We start from the raw sequence: 17,226 nt of genomic DNA on the forward strand, positions 1-17,226 counted from the left end.
AGCTCATTTAAACCAATAAAGTCAAGAGATCTTCTCCGACACCTGTAGAAGCTTGTTCCATTGGGATAATATCTAAATAATCATCCGAATTGGTAATAATCATCGGTGTCTCGATGGAATAGCCGGCCTCAATGATTTTTTCTCGATCAAAGGATACGAGTAAATCTCCCTTTTTCACGGTTTGCCCTTGAGTAACATGAGTTTCAAAATATTTTCCGTTCAATTTCACCGTGTCCATACCTAAATGAATCAAAATCTCACTGCCATTGTTCGATACCAAACCAATCGCATGTTTAGTAGGGAAAACGGTCAAAATGGTGCCATCACAAGGAGCATATACTTTACCTTCTTGTGGTGTAATCGCAATTCCTTGGCCTAATGCACCAGAAGAAAACGCACTGTCCGAGATGGTTGATAACGGTAGGACTTGTCCCCGGATTGGGCTTGCCAAGATTTCTTTTTTGATATCTACTCCTTGTGGTTCTGTTGACTCGACTACTTCCACATCATCTTTGTAAAGTGCCATAGTAGCTGCAAAACTCACGATCATCGACACAGCAGTTGCAATTAATACTTGATACAAACCGCTCATCCCCGCTTCTCCTGTGGAAATCAAACCTGGGAAGGCGAAGATGCCCATTCCAGCCATGGTGTACATCTGCGGGCCAAAAAAGCCGATGATTCCGCCACCAATCGCACCACCGATACAAGAAATGACAAACATTTTAATTCGTGGCAATGTAATCCCGTAAATTGCCGGTTCGGTTACACCAAAAATACCGGAAATCCAAGCAGGAAAGGCAAGATTTTTTAATTTCTGATCTTTTGTCTTCATCCAAATGGCAAAAACTACCGCAGTTTGAGCGAAGGATACGGAACCGATTAAAGGCATAAAACTATCTGGATTGCCCCCCATCAAAAGCATCAATGAAGGCATCAAGATTACCATATGGACTCCAAACATTACGAACACCTGCCACAAACCACCTACGACGATACCCGCAATAATGGGATTAAAGGCAATTAACGAAGTAATCCCTTGGCCTAAAAGTGCTCCTACAAGATTCGCTAAAGGACCAATTAGAACAAAGCCTAAAGGCACTGCGATGAGCATCACCAAAAGAGGGGTGATAAAAGTTTTCACCACATCTGGAACTACCTTGTTTAAGAAACGTTCTAAAGGTGCTGCTAAAGCAACAATTAAGACAACGGGTAAGACACTAGAAGTATACGTAGCATTCACTGTATAGCCAAAGAAAGTTAAGTCTACCCCATTCAATGCGGGATAACAGAGTGCCGCTCCAATTGCCATCCCCAGAAAATGATTCATCTTAAATTTTTTCGCGGTATTGTACCCTAAGAAAACCGGTAAGAAGAAATACATAGCATCTCCAATACCGTTGACCAGCACATAGTAGGAGCTATCCATGGCATAAAGCCCCAATACCACAAAAATCGTATTTAATCCCTTTAAAATCCCGGAAGCCAACATAATCGACATGGACGGTAACATGATGCCGGTAATCAAATCAAAAAATTTATCTTTGGCACTCATTTTAACTACCCCGGCATCCCCGGAATCATTGCCTAAACCAGCAACTTCTCGAACCGTTTGATAGACATCCGGCACATGGTTGCCAATGACTACTTGGTATTGGCCACCAGCTTTCATCACTGTTACCACGCCATCCATTTTCTTCAAATACTCATCATCGGCGATACTCTCATCCTTTAAGACAAAACGTAATCGCGTGACACAGTGAGTCAAAGAAACGATATTGTCTTTACCGCCAACTTTCTGCACAATAGTTTTTGCTAATTCTTCGTATTTTTGCATCTTTCTTCCTCCATAAACTAAGATTTGTAGTTTCGAAGGTGTGGCCAACTAAATGTAACCATCCAAAAGTTTCCAATTTGTGTTACCGCCCCTCCTTTAGTGTGATTAAATCGTTTCTGTTAAGAAACGCATTTTCCTAATTTTCATGTGGTACTATTTTCTCAATCTTTGCTGGTTTTATACACCAAGCGTTGAATATGAATCGTCAAGTAAACTTGTTCTTCTTTGGTGACTATGCATTGATACTTTTCTTTTAATAATTGACAAATTTTCTGAACGCAAATAAAGGAATTGGGATACTTCGACTTAATTAAATCGTACAGATCAGTGTCTTCTTCTTCCTTGGTCAGAGTTGCACGAATCACGCGCTCACTAAAAAATTTTAAATGGGTGATAAAGCGGTAATAATAAGCTGATTCTTCATCAAAACTTTGGTTAAAATGATACTTGATAACATTGGTGATTTCTTGCATGAGGCGGGTAGTGCGCATTAAATCCTGTGAATCTCCTTCATTTATGGCATTTACAAAATGAATTGCAATAAACGCAGCTTCATCTTCTGGCAAAGTTACCCCTAAACGCTCTTGGATTAGTTCAAGACCTTTCACACCTACTAAATATTCTTCATGGTAAAATCGTTTAATTTCCCAAATTGCTGGATTGACCAGTAAAATACCTTCTTGCGCTCGTTTCACAACGGTGGCAATGTGATCTCCTAAACTTAAAACCAGAGAATCGCTTAACTCAACTTTTAGTAGCTTCCTGCCATAGGCTAATAAATCATCGGTTAATTCTAAAATGGCCAATGGGACTTCCGCTAACAATTTATCCAGTCGCGACGTATTTATACCCATTTGAATATGAAAGATCTTTTCCACATCTTCTAGAGGAATCTTTGCTCCCGGTTTTCTCTGAAACGCAATGCCTCGCCCAGCTACGACGATTTCATCCCCATTCTCGTCTCTCGAAAAAACCACATTGTTATTAACAATCTTTTCAATAACCACGATTAACCCTCCTATCAAAAAAACACCTATGCATTTTTAAGCAACCCAAAAAACGTGGGTCGAATCAAAAATACACAGGTGTAGCTTGCTCATCACAATAACTATCCTGAAAACATTGTATAGCAAACGATTTCATTTTTCAATATTTTTTTTAAATAACGAGAATTTAATAAAAGACTTCAAAGACTGATTATCCTAAAAATCTATTTTTTTCACAAAAAAATGATGAATAGCTGAATGTTTATTACTCTATGTTATTTAAAAAATCCATTTTTATTAATTACAGCAGACAAATCAAGCAACTCTACCCATCATCAATTGCTCCAAAAATCAATACTTTCAAAAAAGCCATCTTCAAGTCTCCTTAAAGATAGCTTTTTCTTCTAATTTATTCTTATCAAATTACCAAATTTTCCATCACCCTTGCCGCTCTACTTCCTCCATCTCTTCCCAATACTCTTTACACAAGGCTTGAATCTCCTGATAAATCACCTTTACTTCTGCCAAATCCCCGGCATTGGCGCCACTAGCTAAAGGATGGCCCCCACCATGGTGTTTTTTGGCAATGGTGTTGATGATGGGACCTTTTGAGCGCAGGCGCACGCGGTAGTAGCCTTCTGGTTGGTGGACAAAAATCGCCCAGGCTAAAATGTCGTCAATGGTGCCAGGCAATGGCACGATGGCCGAGGTTTCCGAGTCTACAATGTCGAATTCTTCCAGTGTTTCTTTAGGCAAAATAACTTGGGCGGCGCCGTTTTCATCACTTTCGATATGCTCGTAAACATAGCCCGACAAACGAGCGACTTTTCGGGAAATTTGTTGCAACTGGCGGTTTAATAAGGCAGCATCAAAGCCGTAGTTTAACAGTTTGCCGGCGATTTCTAAGGTGTGGGCGGTAGTTGCTGGATACAAGAAACGTCCGGTGTCCCCTACAATTCCCGCGTAGATTAAGCGGGCTGCCTCAGTGGACAGTTTCAAAATATCGGGAAATGAAAACGCCAAGTCGGCAATCATTTCACTACAGCTGGAAGCATGGGTATTGACCCAGACCAAATCCCCATAAGGTTCATCATTGGGATGGTGGTCGATTTTAATCAACAGCTCGCCTTGATTAAAGCGTTCGTCAGATACCCGGGGAGAATTGGCGGTATCGGTGACAATGACCAGTGCTCCTTGATACAATTCATCGGCTACTTCTTGCATTTGGGCCAAATATTCTAAGCCTTTCACGGGCCCGCCTACTTGATAAATCGCTTTTTCAGGAAAGCTAGCCCGCAATACTTCTGCTAAGCCCACTTGAGAGCCGAGTGCATCGGGATCTGGACGCATATGGCGATGAATGATAATGCGATCATAGTTTTGAATGGCGCTTAAAATTTCTTGTCTAATACTGGGCATAGTACCCCTCGATTCTGTAAAAATTTTTCTTAAATGGACTTGGCGGGCAATTTTGGCAGGATTTAATTGATTGTAATAAGCCAAATCCCCTGTTGTTTCTTACGGCCGTTCTAACAATTGACAAACTACCAAAGCTTTTGCCACTAAGGTGTTTTCCATGTAAACTTCAATGTCCAATTTTGCGGAACGACGGCCCATTTCTAAGATTCTAGGCTTAATCACCACTTGGCTTTCCAGTTGAATCAAACGGAAATAATGGAGATTCATCTGCTCAATCCAAGTGTTCCGGCGTTGGGAGAAATACAAGGTACGCTTGGTGACATTGGAAATGATTTCGCTTAAAACTCCAAAGGCGATGGTTCCCACTTCGTTGACCATTTGCGGGGTGACGGCAAAGACAAACTCCGGCACGTCTTTTTTCACGCCTTCACTTTCTTCTACCAACTGGATTTCGCCGGCGATTTGATCGCTGATGGTATCAGACATTTGCGTTTGCCGTTGTACCAGCTGCATGGCTTTCATGACATCTTGTCGACTTACTAGGCCAACTAAGGTCAAATCATCACTGACCACCGCCATGACTTCCAAACCGTCCCAAATCATCTGGTGGCTCACCGAAGCAATACTCATTTCCCGTTTGACAAAAATTGGGTCTTTGGTCATCACCCGCTCGATGGACTGTTTATCCGGTTTTTCCAAGATGTCTTTGGCGGTGACGATTCCCACGAGGCGCATGCTGCGATTGACCACTGGAAAGCGGGAATGATTGGTTTTTTCGGCGATGCGCTTGTAATCTTTTACCGTATCTTGAGTGTTCAAATACATGGTTTTTTCAATGGGCACATAAATATCCGACACCAGCATGATGTCTTTTTTAATCAATTGATCGGAAAGGGCCCGGTTAATAATCGTCGCCACGGTAAAGGTATCGTAAGTGGTGCTTAATATCGGCATTTCCACTTCATCGGCTAGGCGACTGATTTCAGGACTAGTCTTAAAGCCCCCGGTAATCAACACCGCCGCCCCATCTTCTAAGGCCATGCGGTGAACTTCTTCCCGATTCCCCACAATCATCAATGAATCCGGGGTGATGTAGCGCTCCATAGCTTCTTCTTTCATGGCGCCGATGACAAACTTGTGCAAAACCTTATTTAACCCGGCCTCGCCGCCCAAAACTTCCCCTTCGATGATTTGCACCACTTCCCCAAAGGTCAAGCGTTCAATGTGTTTTTTTAATTTCCGCTCAATGCGAATGGTGCCCACCCGTTGAATGGTGGAAACCAGACCCACATTTTCCGCGTCTTTAATGGCACGATAGGCGGTACCTTCCGAGACATTTAATTCTTTGGCAATCCCCCGAACGGAAATCCGCTCGCCGATTGCCAGACTTTCAATGTAATTTAAAATCAAGTCGTGTTTGGTGGCCATGGTGTCAACTCTTTTCTAATGTAATGGTTTCGCCAGGCTGGAGCACTTGACCAGTTCCAGTCGGCAATTTTTGGGCAAAGGCTGTGGCGTCTTGTTCGATTACCGGAAAAGTATTGAAATGAATCGGGACGACTTTGCCAGCATTTAACACACTGGCTGCTAGCAGTGCTTCTTCAGGCCCCATGGTGAAATTATCCCCGATTGGTAAAAAGGCCAAATCTAACAAATGCTCGCGGCCAATCAGCTGCATATCGGAAAAATAATTGGTGTCCCCGGCGTGATAGATGCACTGGTCTTCTATTGTCAGCACGAGACCAGCTGCCAGTCCCATATAATAAGGCACGCCGTCAATGGTCAAAGAACTGCTGTGTTGGGCGGGCACCAGTTTCACGCGACCAAAAGGAAAGGTAAAACTGCCGCCCAGATTCATGCCGTGGGTCTTTTTCACTCCCTGGTTTGCGGCGTATTCCGCAATTTCCACCATGGCAATGACCATGGCATCACACCTTTTGGCAATGGCGACCATGTCCCCAATGTGATCGGAATGACCATGGGTAATCAAAATATAATCCGCTTCGACTTCATCAGCAGAAATGTCCGCCAAGGGATTCCCGGTAAAGAAAGGGTCGATCAAGATTTTATGGCCGGCTTTGGTGGTAATCGCCACCGTCGCATGGCCGTGATAAGTAATTTCCATTTTCATTCTCCTTCGTCTTTGGCATAACAACAAAACCTCATAAACAAAAGGGCTACAGACAATTTCACAAAATATATTGTAACAGTTATAGTATAACAGATAATACAGCAGAAAGCTTGTGGAAGATTTTAAGAGAGATAGAAGAATTGAGGAACAGGTCAGAGACGATTCCACTATATCAATCTATTATCTATTATTAAATTGACGTAAAAGTATTCTCTTTTTTCTACCCAAGGTTCTAAAAGGCTGTCGTGTTATATACAGTTATCCACACTGGTTATGGCTATTTAGAATTCCTTACTAATAATAGAAGATAACATACTTAATAAATCGACAAAAAAAGCTATCCCCAACAACGAGAATAGCTTCAATGTGTGTATTAATAGGAAAGTATAATCTATTTATTGTCTGCCTTCAAATCTCTTTTTAGATATCAATCAATCTTGGCCTTGACAAAAGCTTCATAAGGTTTCAATTCAATTGTGCCTGTTCGCTCAATATTGGTGTAGTTGCTGATTACCGTCTCAGTAAAGCCGTCAGGAATCTCAACTTTTGCGAAATCTCCAGAAAAATTGGCAACTACTAGCCATTCCTGTTCAGACAATACTCGTTTGAAGCAAAAGACATTTTTCTCTGCTGGTAGTTCCACAAATTCACCGAAAACCATAATATCCTGCTCTTTACGCATTTGAACTAGTTTTTGATAAGTATAAAAAAGTGAGTCTGGATTTTTTAAAGCTGAAGCCACATTGATTTCTTTGTAATTGGGATTTACATGTAGCCAAGGTGTTCCCGTAGTAAATCCTGCATTATCACTGTCATCCCACTGCATAGGAGTACGGGCGTTGTCTCGCCCCTTGGCGTTGATGGATGCTATAATCTCCTTTTTTTCATACCCTTTGTCCAGCCGTTCTTGATACATATTCCGACTTTCAATATCTTCTACTTCATCAATCGAGGTGACTGGATAATTGATCATACCTATCTCTTCCCCTTGATAAATATAAGGGGTACCTTTCATCATGTGTAACAAAATTGCAAACATTTTTCCACAAGTTACCCGCAACTTTCCATCATCTCCCCACCTAGAGAGAATCCGCGGTAAGTCATGATTGTTCCAAAATAAACTATTCCACCCCTGATTTCCCAAAGAATTTTGCCATTTATACAGTACTTTTTTTAATTCCTGCACTGACAATGGTTGCAAATCCCACTTTTCTTTTCCCGGTTGCTGATCTAAGCCCATATGTTCAAATTGGAAAACCATGGACAGTTCTTTTCGCTTAGGATCTGAGTATAATTTTGCAATTTCTGGAGTAGCACCCCAAGTCTCACCTACAGTCATCGTATCTTGATTACCAAAGGTTTGCTGATTCATCTCTTGCAAATACTCATGAAGTCGCGGCCCATTTTCTGTAATCCCCTCGTCTGGCACTTTGCCAATCAGGTCGATCACATCCATACGAAAACCACCTATCCCCTTATCCAACCAAAAATTCATCATCTCATAGATTCGTTTGCGTAAAATCGGATTTTCCCAGTTTAAATCCGGTTGTTTTTTACTAAAAAGATGCAGATAATACTGCTCTGATTCTTCATCCCATTGCCAAGCGCTGCCACTAAAGGTCGAGCGCAAATCATTTGGCGTAGTACCTTTGACCCCTTCTCGCCAAACATAGTAATCCCGGTACGGATTATCCGTACCTTTGCGACTTTCCACAAACCATGCATGCTCATCAGAAGTATGATTGACTACCAAATCCATTATAATTTTTATACCCCGATGGTTTGCTTTTGCAATTAATTCTTCTAAATCTGCCATGGTACCAAATTCAGACATCACTTCTTGATAATTGCTAATATCATAGCCATTATCATCATTTGGTGACTGATACACCGGCGACAGCCAAAGTGCCGTAACGCCCAACTTTTCTAAATAATCCAATCGTTTAATAATACCTCTAAGATCACCAATGCCATCCCCATTTGAATCTTGAAAACTTCGAGGATAGATCTGATAAACTACAGCACTTTGCCACCATTTTTTCTTCAAATCATTCACACTCCACTTTAAATTCACCGCTTCTTATTTCACAGCACCTTCCGTTACCCCAGAAATAATCCATTTTTGGAAGAAAAGATAAATCAATAGGACCGGTAAAATTACTAATAAATACGAGGCAAAAGCCAAGTTGTACTGGGTAGAGAACTGCCCTTGGAAAACATACTGAGAAAGTTGCAAAGTTTGTTGATTTGGATCACTCAGTAAGATTAAAGGCATCAAAAAGTCATTCCAAGTCCACATAAACGCCAAAATCGAAACTGTCGCATGCATGGGTTTCAGCATTGGAAAGATGACATAATAGAAAACCTGAAAAGGACTGGCTCCATCAATTGTAGCGGCTTCATCCAATGCTTCCGGAATTTTTTTAATAAAACCCGAATATAAGAACGTATTTTGAGGCAAACCAAAAATAATGTACAAAAATGTGATTCCCAATACATTATCCAAATTAAAAGCATCCGCCTGCTTGACTAAAGGCAACATCAACACGTTAAAAGGAATGAACATAGCACTAATAAAATAGTAATACAGAAGATTAAAGAACTTGCTTCTTTGACGGTTGCGAGTTATCGCATAAGCAGCCAAAGAATTTGTTAATATCGTGAACAACAGATTAACTATTGTGATGAACAACGTATTACGAAACTTAATGGGAAAGTCCGTCATTTCCCAAGCATCCACAAAATTTTGCCAACGAATCGTCTTCGGCCACGACATGATATTGACCATATCACTAGGATCTTTCAACGCAATCACAATCGTCAAATACAAAGGACCGAGAATTGCAAAGATGGCAACGATGAATAAAATTGTGGTCAACGTCCAATTCACATCTCCGTGTTTATTCCGGGTTATCCGTTTTACAACAGCACTCATCTCATCTTCGCCTCTCTTTTTTCCAATATCCGTAATTGCAAGATAGAAATCACTACAACTACCACAAACAACATCACTGCATTGGCAGACTGCAAGGCAAACTGGCCACCTTGGAATCCTTTTTTATAAATCAAGACAGAAATCGTTGTGGTAGCATTTCCTGGTCCGCCACCGGTCATGGCCATGATTTGATCAAAGGCCATCAAGAAGCCTTTCACCGTCAAGACCATATTAATTGTAAAGAATGGTGCCAATAGAGGGAACGTAATCTTCCAAAAGCGTTTCATTCCATAGGCTCCATCTAAATCTGCGGCTTCATAAAGATCATGATCTATGGTCTGTAAGCCAGATAAATAAATCAAAGTATTGAATGCTAAAGACTGCCAGACTGTAACAATAATAATCCCAACCCAAGCATGGGAAGTTCCCAAAATATTTACCGATAATGCTTCGATGTTCAGAGCTTGACCCAATTGTGGTACTAAATTACCAAAGATAAAGTTAAAAATGAAACCAATAATCAATGTTCCTAACATATAAGGTAAAAAGTACAGTGCCTTTAAAGTATTTTGAAATTTGATTTTAGCGTTCAATCCCAATGCAATCATTAAGCTCAAAATATTGACCACAATAGTTGTGATTAATGCAAATTTAAAAGTGAAACCATAAGCACTAGAAATATCTTTATCGGTAAAAAGATAAAAATAATTCTTTAAACCGACAAAGTTCCAGTCCCCATATCCTTTCCAATCGGTAAAGCTATAAAAGACCCCCTGTAAAAACGGAAAAGTATGAAATAAGAAAAAGAGAACGGCTAATGGAAGAGTCATGAGATAGTATGCAATAGGAATCTTTTTATGTTTCATGTGCTCGCCTCCTAGTTTACATTCGCTGTATCATAAGCCTCGTCTGCTTTTTGTAGAAATTCGCTGATATTTTTATCATCTGCTACACCATTCGTTTTGTTTAAAGCCATGCCAGATAATAAAGATGCTAAATCAAATCCAGCAGGATAGGCATGATCAGGAAAATCTGCCACTTTCCCTGCCGCAATCGCTTCTTTAACCCCTACTAAAGATGGATCATTTTGTTCGATACCATTAATAGCTGAAAAAGCAAATTGATCGGTAATATAGGTTTCAGCATTTTCTTTTTCCATCATGAAGGAGATAAATTCTTTTGCCTTATCTTTCACATCTGAATCCGCACTGACTGCCAATAAGACATCCACCCCTGAAGTAACATAATTCTTTTCTACATCATCTGTAGATGGAAATGGGAAAATATCCACATTCATATCTGGATTGGTCTTTTTAAATTCGGGAATTGCCCAGTTTCCATTAACCATCATGGCCGCATCCCCTTGGGCAAAGGTTTGATTCCCATCTGAATAGGTGGTTCCCATAAAATCTTTTTGTGCATAGTTTAAAGTATCCAAGTAACGTTGGGCAATGTCGGTAAAATCAGCACTAAAGGTAGTTTTATCCGCTAGACGATCGGCATTAAAATCTTCTGGTTCCATACTTGGTGCCAGACTGTTCCAAATTGGCAGTGCTGTCCAACTATCTTTAAAAGTTAATTCCAGTGGCTGAATGCCCTTGTTAGCAAAGGTTTCACAAACTTCTTGGAACTCGCTCCAAGTCGTTGGCACTGCAACATTTGCTTCTTCAAAAAGATCTTTATTGTACAGAACACCGGAAGCATTGGTTGCATAAGGTGCACCAAACAACTCCTCCCCATCGTATAAATCCGTCACCATTTTTTTATAGGAATCCTGAATTTCTGACATATAGCTTTCATTCGTTAAGTCCTCTAAAACACCGGCTTCTTTCAATTCCGCAAATGTCGCATCACCACCCATTGCTAAAACGTCTGGAATATCGTTTTTAGTCAAACGAGTCTTCAAAACTGTACCGGCATCAGCTGGTGAAGTGATTTTTATCGTAACACCATCATTTTCAGCTTCAAACTCTTTAGCCAATTGCTTTAATACATCTGTATTTTCAGCATTTTTCGTGGAAAAAACTTCAATTTCATTTTTTCCAGAATTCCCATTATTGCTTTTACCACAGGCACCAAGAAATAAAATCGCCCCCAACATTGCAGTGGTTCCAAAAAAAATTTTTCTGCATTTTTTCATCAGTAATTCCTCCTAAATTTTTAGTGTTTCGTAACACCTATTAACAAATGTAGATTAACACATAAATAAAACGATTTCAACAAAGAATATCCAATATTTCTTTTACAAACATAAAAAAAACATATCCCGCCGAAGCATGATATGTTTAGATAGTTATTCGATTACGACTTTACGGATTTACCTTGAACCAAAGACACGGGCAACATAACATTTTTTTGATTAATTTTTTCTTGCTGAAGCAAAGCAACCAACATTTCTACCGCCAGATGCCCCTTTGAACTAGTATTCTGATTGATGGTTGTCAACCTTGGCCGGGATTGCTCTGCTAAAATGTTATTGTCAAAACCCACAACACTAATATCTCTTGGAACGTCAAACCCCAGTTCAAACAAAAGATTCATAGAGTCTACTGCATAAAAATCAGATGAAAAGAACAGCGCATCAAAATTTCTCATACGACCTTTAGCAAACTCTCGCAACATTGCATGACGAACTTCCCGACGATAATCGATTGGAATAAAATATTCTTCATCATAGGAAAAGCCTTCTTCCCTATAAGCAGCCTGAAACCCTTTTAACCGTTCTAAGTCTACTCCTACTGGCTCAGGCCAATCTGCTAGAAAGGCAACTTTTCGACAGCCTTTAGCAAATAAATACTTGGTCATCATCTTACTGCCTTCATAATCCAAAAGCCCCACGTTGTAAAAAGTAGGATTTTCTCCATCTAAGTAAGTATCGATAAAAACCATGGGTATTGGGCTTTCATCAATAAAACGTTGGGCATCTTTTGGCGTACTTCCCAAAACAATTAATCCCTCTGTATTCCAGGCTGTTGCTAAACGAATACTTTCCTCATAATCAGCCGAGGTGTAAAGCATCATAAAATAGCCATTGCTCCGAATGCTTTCCTCTAAAGAGCCAATTATCTCGCTCATAAATGGACTTTGCGTCACATTAATCTCATCCCGGTGTCCTTCAGTCAGTATTACACTGATAATCCGAGAACCGTGCTTGGCTAATAGACGACCTCCCATATTCGATACATATTTTGTTTCTTTGATTACTTGCTGTACTTTTATTAAGGTTTCTGGTGACACTTTTTCTGTTCGATCATGGAGTACATTGGAAACAGTGGTCGGACTAACTCCTGCTAATCGTGCCAAATCTTTAATTGTGACCAAAGAAATTCCTCCTATTCATCCATAACTATATCAGAAAGCTAGCAAGCTATCAATCCAGCATGTGCTACGAAACACTATTGTAGATTTAAAAGTGATAAACTCTAGATCTCATTGCTTCGTAAAAAAATATCCCCAACTTCACAGTTTGGGGATACACCAAATCATTTATTCAACTAGGGAAGTTTCTCACAAATCTGTCTTATTTCGCCCGGCCCAAGAAAAACGAAACCACGGCAACTAAAATCACCGCACCAATAATGGACGGAATCAAAGCCATGCCCGCCAGTGACGGCCCCCATGAACCTAGGAGTGCTTGACCAATAGCGGCTCCCACTAAGCCTGCCACAATATTGGCAATCCACCCCATACTTCCACCTTTACCGGTAAGTGCTCCGGCAATGACACCAATAATTGCACCGACAATCAATGACCAAATAAAACCCATAATAAATTCCTCCTTTTTTATTGTTGTTTACTACCTTGTTTGCGGTAGTCATCGCGAATTTCTTTGACTTTCAAGATCACTGGTAGCAAAGTAGCCGCCAGTGAAATGATCATCATGACTTTTCCTTGCTTTTTCATCCTTGTCCGTCCTTTCTACAAATTAATCGCTTCGCCACCGGTTACTCCATAAATTTGGGCGGTGACGTAACTGGCTTCATTGGAGGCCAAAAATACATAGACTGGCGCTAACTCCACCGGCTGTCCTGCTCGTTCTAGTAAGGAATCTTGACCAAATTCTGGTAATTTTTCTTTCGGTTGGCCTTCATCTAACTGTAAAGCAGTCCAAATCGGTCCGGGGGCGACCCCATTGACACGGATGCCTTTTTTGCTTAATTGTTTTGCCAAGCCCACAGTAAAATTGGCAATGGCCGCTTTGGTCACAGCATAATCCAATAGATTTCCACTCGGATTAAAGGCTTGGACCGAGGTGGTGGTGATGATGCTACTTCCTGCTGGTAAATGAGCTAGCGCCGCTTTAACCGTGGCAAACATGGAAATAATGTTCACATCAAAGGTGTCTCGGACTTGCTCCATAGTCAATTCTTCTATAGAAGGTTGGGTGATTTGCTGGGCTGCATTTAAGACTAATGTGTCCAGCCCCCCTAATTCGTCTACTGCTTGGGCCACCATTTTTTCCGGGGCTTCGGCTACTCGTAAATCAAAAGGCAATAAGACAGCTTTGCGGCCCGCTTCTTCCACATATTTGGCAACGTCTTTGGCATCTGGCTCTTCACCGGGATAAAATTGGATGGCGATATCGGCGCCTTCTCGGGCAAAGGCAATGGCTGCTGCCCGACCAATCCCTGAGTCGCCACCGGTAATTAACACCCGACGATTTAACAAGCGTTCATGACCTTGGTAGCTTTCTTCTCCACAATCTGGTACCGGCCTCATCTTTTTTTGCAAGGCTGGAGTTTCTTGATCCTGTTTGGGAAACTCCTCTTCATAATATAACTTACGGGGGTCCTTTAATACGGGATCTTTCATTTTCTCACTCCTAACATAAATTGGCTGTTACAATTTAATGTTAATATAAGCGTCGTTTTTTTGAAAGGAATTCGTCTTATTTTTACAAAAAATCCTGATTATTTGACGTATTTATCCATTTGCGCTATTTTTAATGTAAGCGATGTCAATCGCGTGTTTACAATAAGTAAGCAACAAAAAAACAGACCGCTTTCTTGCATAATTAGAAATACTAACGACTCAGAAAAAATTAAAGGATGATGAGTGATGCTTTCACACTATAATATAACAAAAGAAGAAGGTATTACTCCTTGTGACAAAGAAGACGGCACGTGGCTGGTCATCCAAAAAGCTAGCCAAAAAGAACTAGATGACATCATTGAAAGCTATCATCTGCCGGCGGATATTTTTATTAGTGGCGATACGGCGGAAGAAATCACTCATTTTGAAAGAATGGGCAACGGCAAATTAGGCAAACTGTCCATCCTTTCTTTAATGAACCTTTGTGCCGATCGCACGTTACCGATTGAAGAACGATTGGAACCTTTGATTTTTGTCTTTGCCGAAGACTTTACTTTGACCTTTATCGGGGATAATTCGGATTTTTTGGAAGCTTTCTTAGAAAAATATGCAAAAAAAATTACCACCGCAGAAAAACTTTGTGGTTATATCATCAAGCTGACTTATACCCATTATTTGAAAGAATTAATCGAAATCAAAAAAGACATCGACGACTTGGATCAAGCGGCGCGCCGCACAACAGAAAACAAAGAGCTGTTTCGTCTGGCAGATACTCAGCGCACCATGGTTTATTTGGATCAAACCCTCCAAGGGCAAAAAGAAACCTTGGATTACCTGTGGAATGAGACGGATTTTCCTGACCGCTTGGACGATGAAAATCTCGTCTACAATATTCGCCTGCGCCAAGCCCACGCGGAAGAGCGTATTGTGATTTATCGGGATTTATTAGATACCATTGGCGGCTTATTTAACGACATGATGGACAACCACTTAAACCATCTGATGAAATACTTGGATTCTGCCGCATTAGTCATTTCCTTTCCAGCGTTAGTCTCTGGCATTTGGGGCATGAACACCGGAGGCCTGCCGGGAAAAGAATCCAAAATCGGCTTTTACCTGGTGATGTTGCTGGCAATTATCGTCAGCATTATCGTCTTCCTTCATTTGAAGCGCAAAGACTTTTCTAAATAAATTCCTTAAAAAGGAGGGCTTTACAAAAAAGCGACACCATTTCTTTATGCGTATTGGCGAAATCTGGGGCCTTCTAGTAGATTGTGCCATTTCGCCTGAAACCAAAAAGAAAAACATACAGAAAGGAGCTGACGGTTGTGAAAAAAGTGCTGGGTATTCTCTTTGGCGCCACTTTATTGGGTTTTCTGATGAAGAGAAAACAAACCATGCAGCAGACCAGTAAAAAGAATTCGTCGTAAGGTTTTTCTAAACGAACAGTAAAGGAGGTGCCGCATGAATCGTGGACTAAAAGCATTGGGAATTATTTGCTCTTTGTTGTTACTGTCAGTCTTGGTGATGATGATGTACTTCACGTCATCGGTTGTCTCGTTGCCTTTTGAATTAAACCGTCCCCGCTTTTTATTTCAGCCTTTTCTCAATTACTACCTACAGCAATACCTCTTTTGGGTTGCCTTAGTCTTTGCTGTGGCGGTGATTATTTTGATTTTGGTTTTGATTTTTTATCCGCGGGTGAAACAAACCTTTGTCTTAAAAGAAGAACAAGGCCGTTTATCATTGGACAAAAAAGCCATTGAAGGATTCGTCCGCTCGAAAATTCAAGGAGAAGGGTTTGTCCAATCCCCGAAGGTCAAAGTTCGGGCTACCCGCAACAAAATCAACGTCAATATCATCGGTGAGCTCACTCGCACGTCTTCATTAATCGGCAAAACAGAAGCCTTAATGGAAGACATCCGCCAAGACTTGCAACAGATTTTAGGGCCGGAGGAAAAAGTCAAAGTCAATGTCACCTACAAAGAATATGAAAAACCACAGCGCACTACTACTCACTCAAGGGTAGTCTAAGGAGGGAGTTTCATGAAGTATTTCTTTTACCGCTACCAACTCCCGATTATCTTTGGGGGGTTAGGTTTGATTTTAGCTATTTTATTGGTCACCATCGGCTTTTTCAAAACTTTGCTACTCGTATTACTGACCGTTGTCGGCATTGCTGTGGGCTTTTATTTAGAACAAAGCGGACTACTTGATCGTTATTTTAAATCTTAGGAGGAACGACTTATGAACAATAATCAAGAAAACAACAGAAAACCTTTAACCTCTCATCCCGATCCACTGGTGCCCCATGCCCAAGACCAAGTAGAAGAAAACAAAGCCGTTGAAGACCACAAAAAAGCCCCCCACTCAGCACCAGAGCCAAGTCCCAATGAAGAGCTACCTAGTGGGGAATTAACTTACGACGACAAAGTTATCCAAAAAATCGTCGGCCTAGCAGTGGAAAAAATCGACGGACTGCTAACGGTGGACGGTGGCTTTTTCTCTAATATCGCTGAAAAATTGGTCAATACCGACAATGTAGCCTCAGGCATTGAAACCGAAGTGGGCAAAAAACAAGTGGCGGTGGACATGGATGTGGTGATTGAATACGGTCGGGATATACCAAAAATTGCCGATGATATCAAACGGGTGATTCACGATGAAGTGAACAAAATGACCCATTTAGATGTCATCGAAGTCAATGTCCATGTGGTGGATATTAAAACTCAAAATGAATATATGGAAGACAGTGAAACCGTCCAAGACAAAGTAACTAGTGCTGCCAAAACCACTGGCCGTTTTGCCGCTCGCCAAACCGATAAAGCCAAAGAAATGGTCAATCGCGGCACCAACAAAGCCCAAGAAAAAATAGAAGAAAATCGTGAACCTCGGGTGTATTAACCATAGAAAGGAGTCATTCTCATGGGAATTATTTGGTCATTAATCGTGGGCGCAATTATCGGTGTCATTGCCGGCGCTCTAACCGGACGAGGCAATAGCATGGGCTGGATTGCCAATATTGTGGCGGGCTTAGTGGGAGCTGCCATCGGTCAAGCCCTCTTAGGCTCATGGGGCCCTTCCCTTGCTGGCATGGCCTTGATTC

Annotated in this window: 17 protein-coding genes; 5 read left to right on the forward strand and 12 right to left on the reverse strand. The window is 41.0% G+C overall.

The window, feature by feature from the left end; genetic code table 11:
- Positions 1-7: 7 nt before the first annotated feature.
- From AB5754_RS08850 to AB5754_RS08905, 12 genes are all read right to left on the reverse strand, one after another.
- Complete coding sequence (locus tag AB5754_RS08850; RefSeq protein ID WP_311834313.1) at positions 8-1,837, reverse strand: beta-glucoside-specific PTS transporter subunit IIABC; 1,830 nt, start codon at positions 1,835-1,837, stop codon at positions 8-10.
- 161 nt (positions 1,838-1,998) lie between these two features.
- Positions 1,999-2,844, reverse strand: a complete 846-nt coding sequence (gene licT, locus AB5754_RS08855) for a BglG family transcription antiterminator LicT (protein ID WP_368250705.1) — start codon at positions 2,842-2,844, stop codon at positions 1,999-2,001.
- 417 nt (positions 2,845-3,261) lie between these two features.
- The gene (locus AB5754_RS08860) at positions 3,262-4,242 is read right to left on the reverse strand and encodes a bifunctional oligoribonuclease/PAP phosphatase NrnA (protein WP_368250704.1); all 981 of its coding nucleotides are present in this window, start codon (positions 4,240-4,242) and stop codon (positions 3,262-3,264) included.
- A 99-nt stretch (positions 4,243-4,341) separates the two neighbouring features.
- Positions 4,342-5,670, reverse strand: coding sequence for a DRTGG domain-containing protein (locus AB5754_RS08865; protein ID WP_368250703.1), 1,329 nt, complete (start codon positions 5,668-5,670; stop codon positions 4,342-4,344).
- A 4-nt stretch (positions 5,671-5,674) separates the two neighbouring features.
- A complete protein-coding gene (locus tag AB5754_RS08870; RefSeq protein WP_368250702.1) occupies positions 5,675-6,367 on the reverse strand; it encodes a metal-dependent hydrolase in 693 nt (230 codons plus the stop codon).
- A gap of 433 nt (positions 6,368-6,800) precedes the next feature.
- Complete coding sequence (locus AB5754_RS08875) at positions 6,801-8,420, reverse strand: alpha-glucosidase (protein WP_368250701.1); 1,620 nt, start codon at positions 8,418-8,420, stop codon at positions 6,801-6,803.
- Positions 8,421-8,453: 33 nt separating this feature from the next.
- A complete protein-coding gene (locus AB5754_RS08880) occupies positions 8,454-9,308 on the reverse strand; it encodes a carbohydrate ABC transporter permease (RefSeq protein WP_368250699.1) in 855 nt (284 codons plus the stop codon).
- Positions 9,305-10,174 carry a carbohydrate ABC transporter permease gene (locus AB5754_RS08885; protein WP_368250697.1) on the reverse strand — a complete coding sequence of 290 codons (870 nt, stop codon included), beginning with the start codon at positions 10,172-10,174 and terminating at the stop codon, positions 9,305-9,307. The genes AB5754_RS08880 and AB5754_RS08885 overlap by 4 nt, the downstream gene beginning before the upstream one ends.
- An 11-nt stretch (positions 10,175-10,185) precedes the next feature.
- Positions 10,186-11,448 (reverse strand): ABC transporter substrate-binding protein, encoded by a 1,263-nt coding sequence (locus tag AB5754_RS08890; RefSeq protein ID WP_368250696.1) that lies wholly within the window; start codon positions 11,446-11,448, stop codon positions 10,186-10,188.
- A 161-nt stretch (positions 11,449-11,609) separates the two neighbouring features.
- The gene (locus tag AB5754_RS08895) at positions 11,610-12,629 is read right to left on the reverse strand and encodes a LacI family DNA-binding transcriptional regulator (protein WP_368250695.1); all 1,020 of its coding nucleotides are present in this window, start codon (positions 12,627-12,629) and stop codon (positions 11,610-11,612) included.
- Between the two features lie 199 nt (positions 12,630-12,828).
- On the reverse strand, positions 12,829-13,074 hold the full coding sequence (locus AB5754_RS08900) for a GlsB/YeaQ/YmgE family stress response membrane protein (protein ID WP_311834318.1): 246 nt from the start codon (positions 13,072-13,074) through the stop codon (positions 12,829-12,831).
- Positions 13,075-13,226: 152 nt separating this feature from the next.
- Positions 13,227-14,120, reverse strand: coding sequence for an SDR family oxidoreductase (locus tag AB5754_RS08905; protein ID WP_311834319.1), 894 nt, complete (start codon positions 14,118-14,120; stop codon positions 13,227-13,229).
- 246 nt (positions 14,121-14,366) lie between these two features.
- Here AB5754_RS08905 and AB5754_RS08910 point away from each other — a divergent pair, with 246 nt between their 5' ends.
- From AB5754_RS08910 to AB5754_RS08930, 5 genes are all read left to right on the forward strand, one after another.
- Positions 14,367-15,311 carry a magnesium transporter CorA family protein gene (locus tag AB5754_RS08910; protein ID WP_368259553.1) on the forward strand — a complete coding sequence of 315 codons (945 nt, stop codon included), beginning with the start codon at positions 14,367-14,369 and terminating at the stop codon, positions 15,309-15,311.
- 273 nt (positions 15,312-15,584) lie between these two features.
- Positions 15,585-16,154, forward strand: a complete 570-nt coding sequence (gene amaP, locus AB5754_RS08915) for an alkaline shock response membrane anchor protein AmaP (protein WP_311834321.1) — start codon at positions 15,585-15,587, stop codon at positions 16,152-16,154.
- Positions 16,155-16,166: 12 nt separating this feature from the next.
- Positions 16,167-16,355 (forward strand): DUF2273 domain-containing protein, encoded by a 189-nt coding sequence (locus AB5754_RS08920; protein WP_368250692.1) that lies wholly within the window; start codon positions 16,167-16,169, stop codon positions 16,353-16,355.
- 12 nt (positions 16,356-16,367) lie between these two features.
- Positions 16,368-17,024, forward strand: a complete 657-nt coding sequence (locus AB5754_RS08925; protein ID WP_368250690.1) for an Asp23/Gls24 family envelope stress response protein — start codon at positions 16,368-16,370, stop codon at positions 17,022-17,024.
- 21 nt (positions 17,025-17,045) lie between these two features.
- Positions 17,046-17,226, forward strand: a 181-nt coding sequence (locus tag AB5754_RS08930; protein WP_368259554.1) for a GlsB/YeaQ/YmgE family stress response membrane protein, incomplete at its 3' end; no start/stop codon positions are given.

The sequence above is a fragment of the Enterococcus sp. 2201sp1_2201st1_C11_2201SCRN_220225 genome (assembly GCF_040925905.1).
In the GTDB taxonomy this organism is placed as follows: domain Bacteria; phylum Bacillota; class Bacilli; order Lactobacillales; family Enterococcaceae; genus Enterococcus_C; species Enterococcus_C asini_A.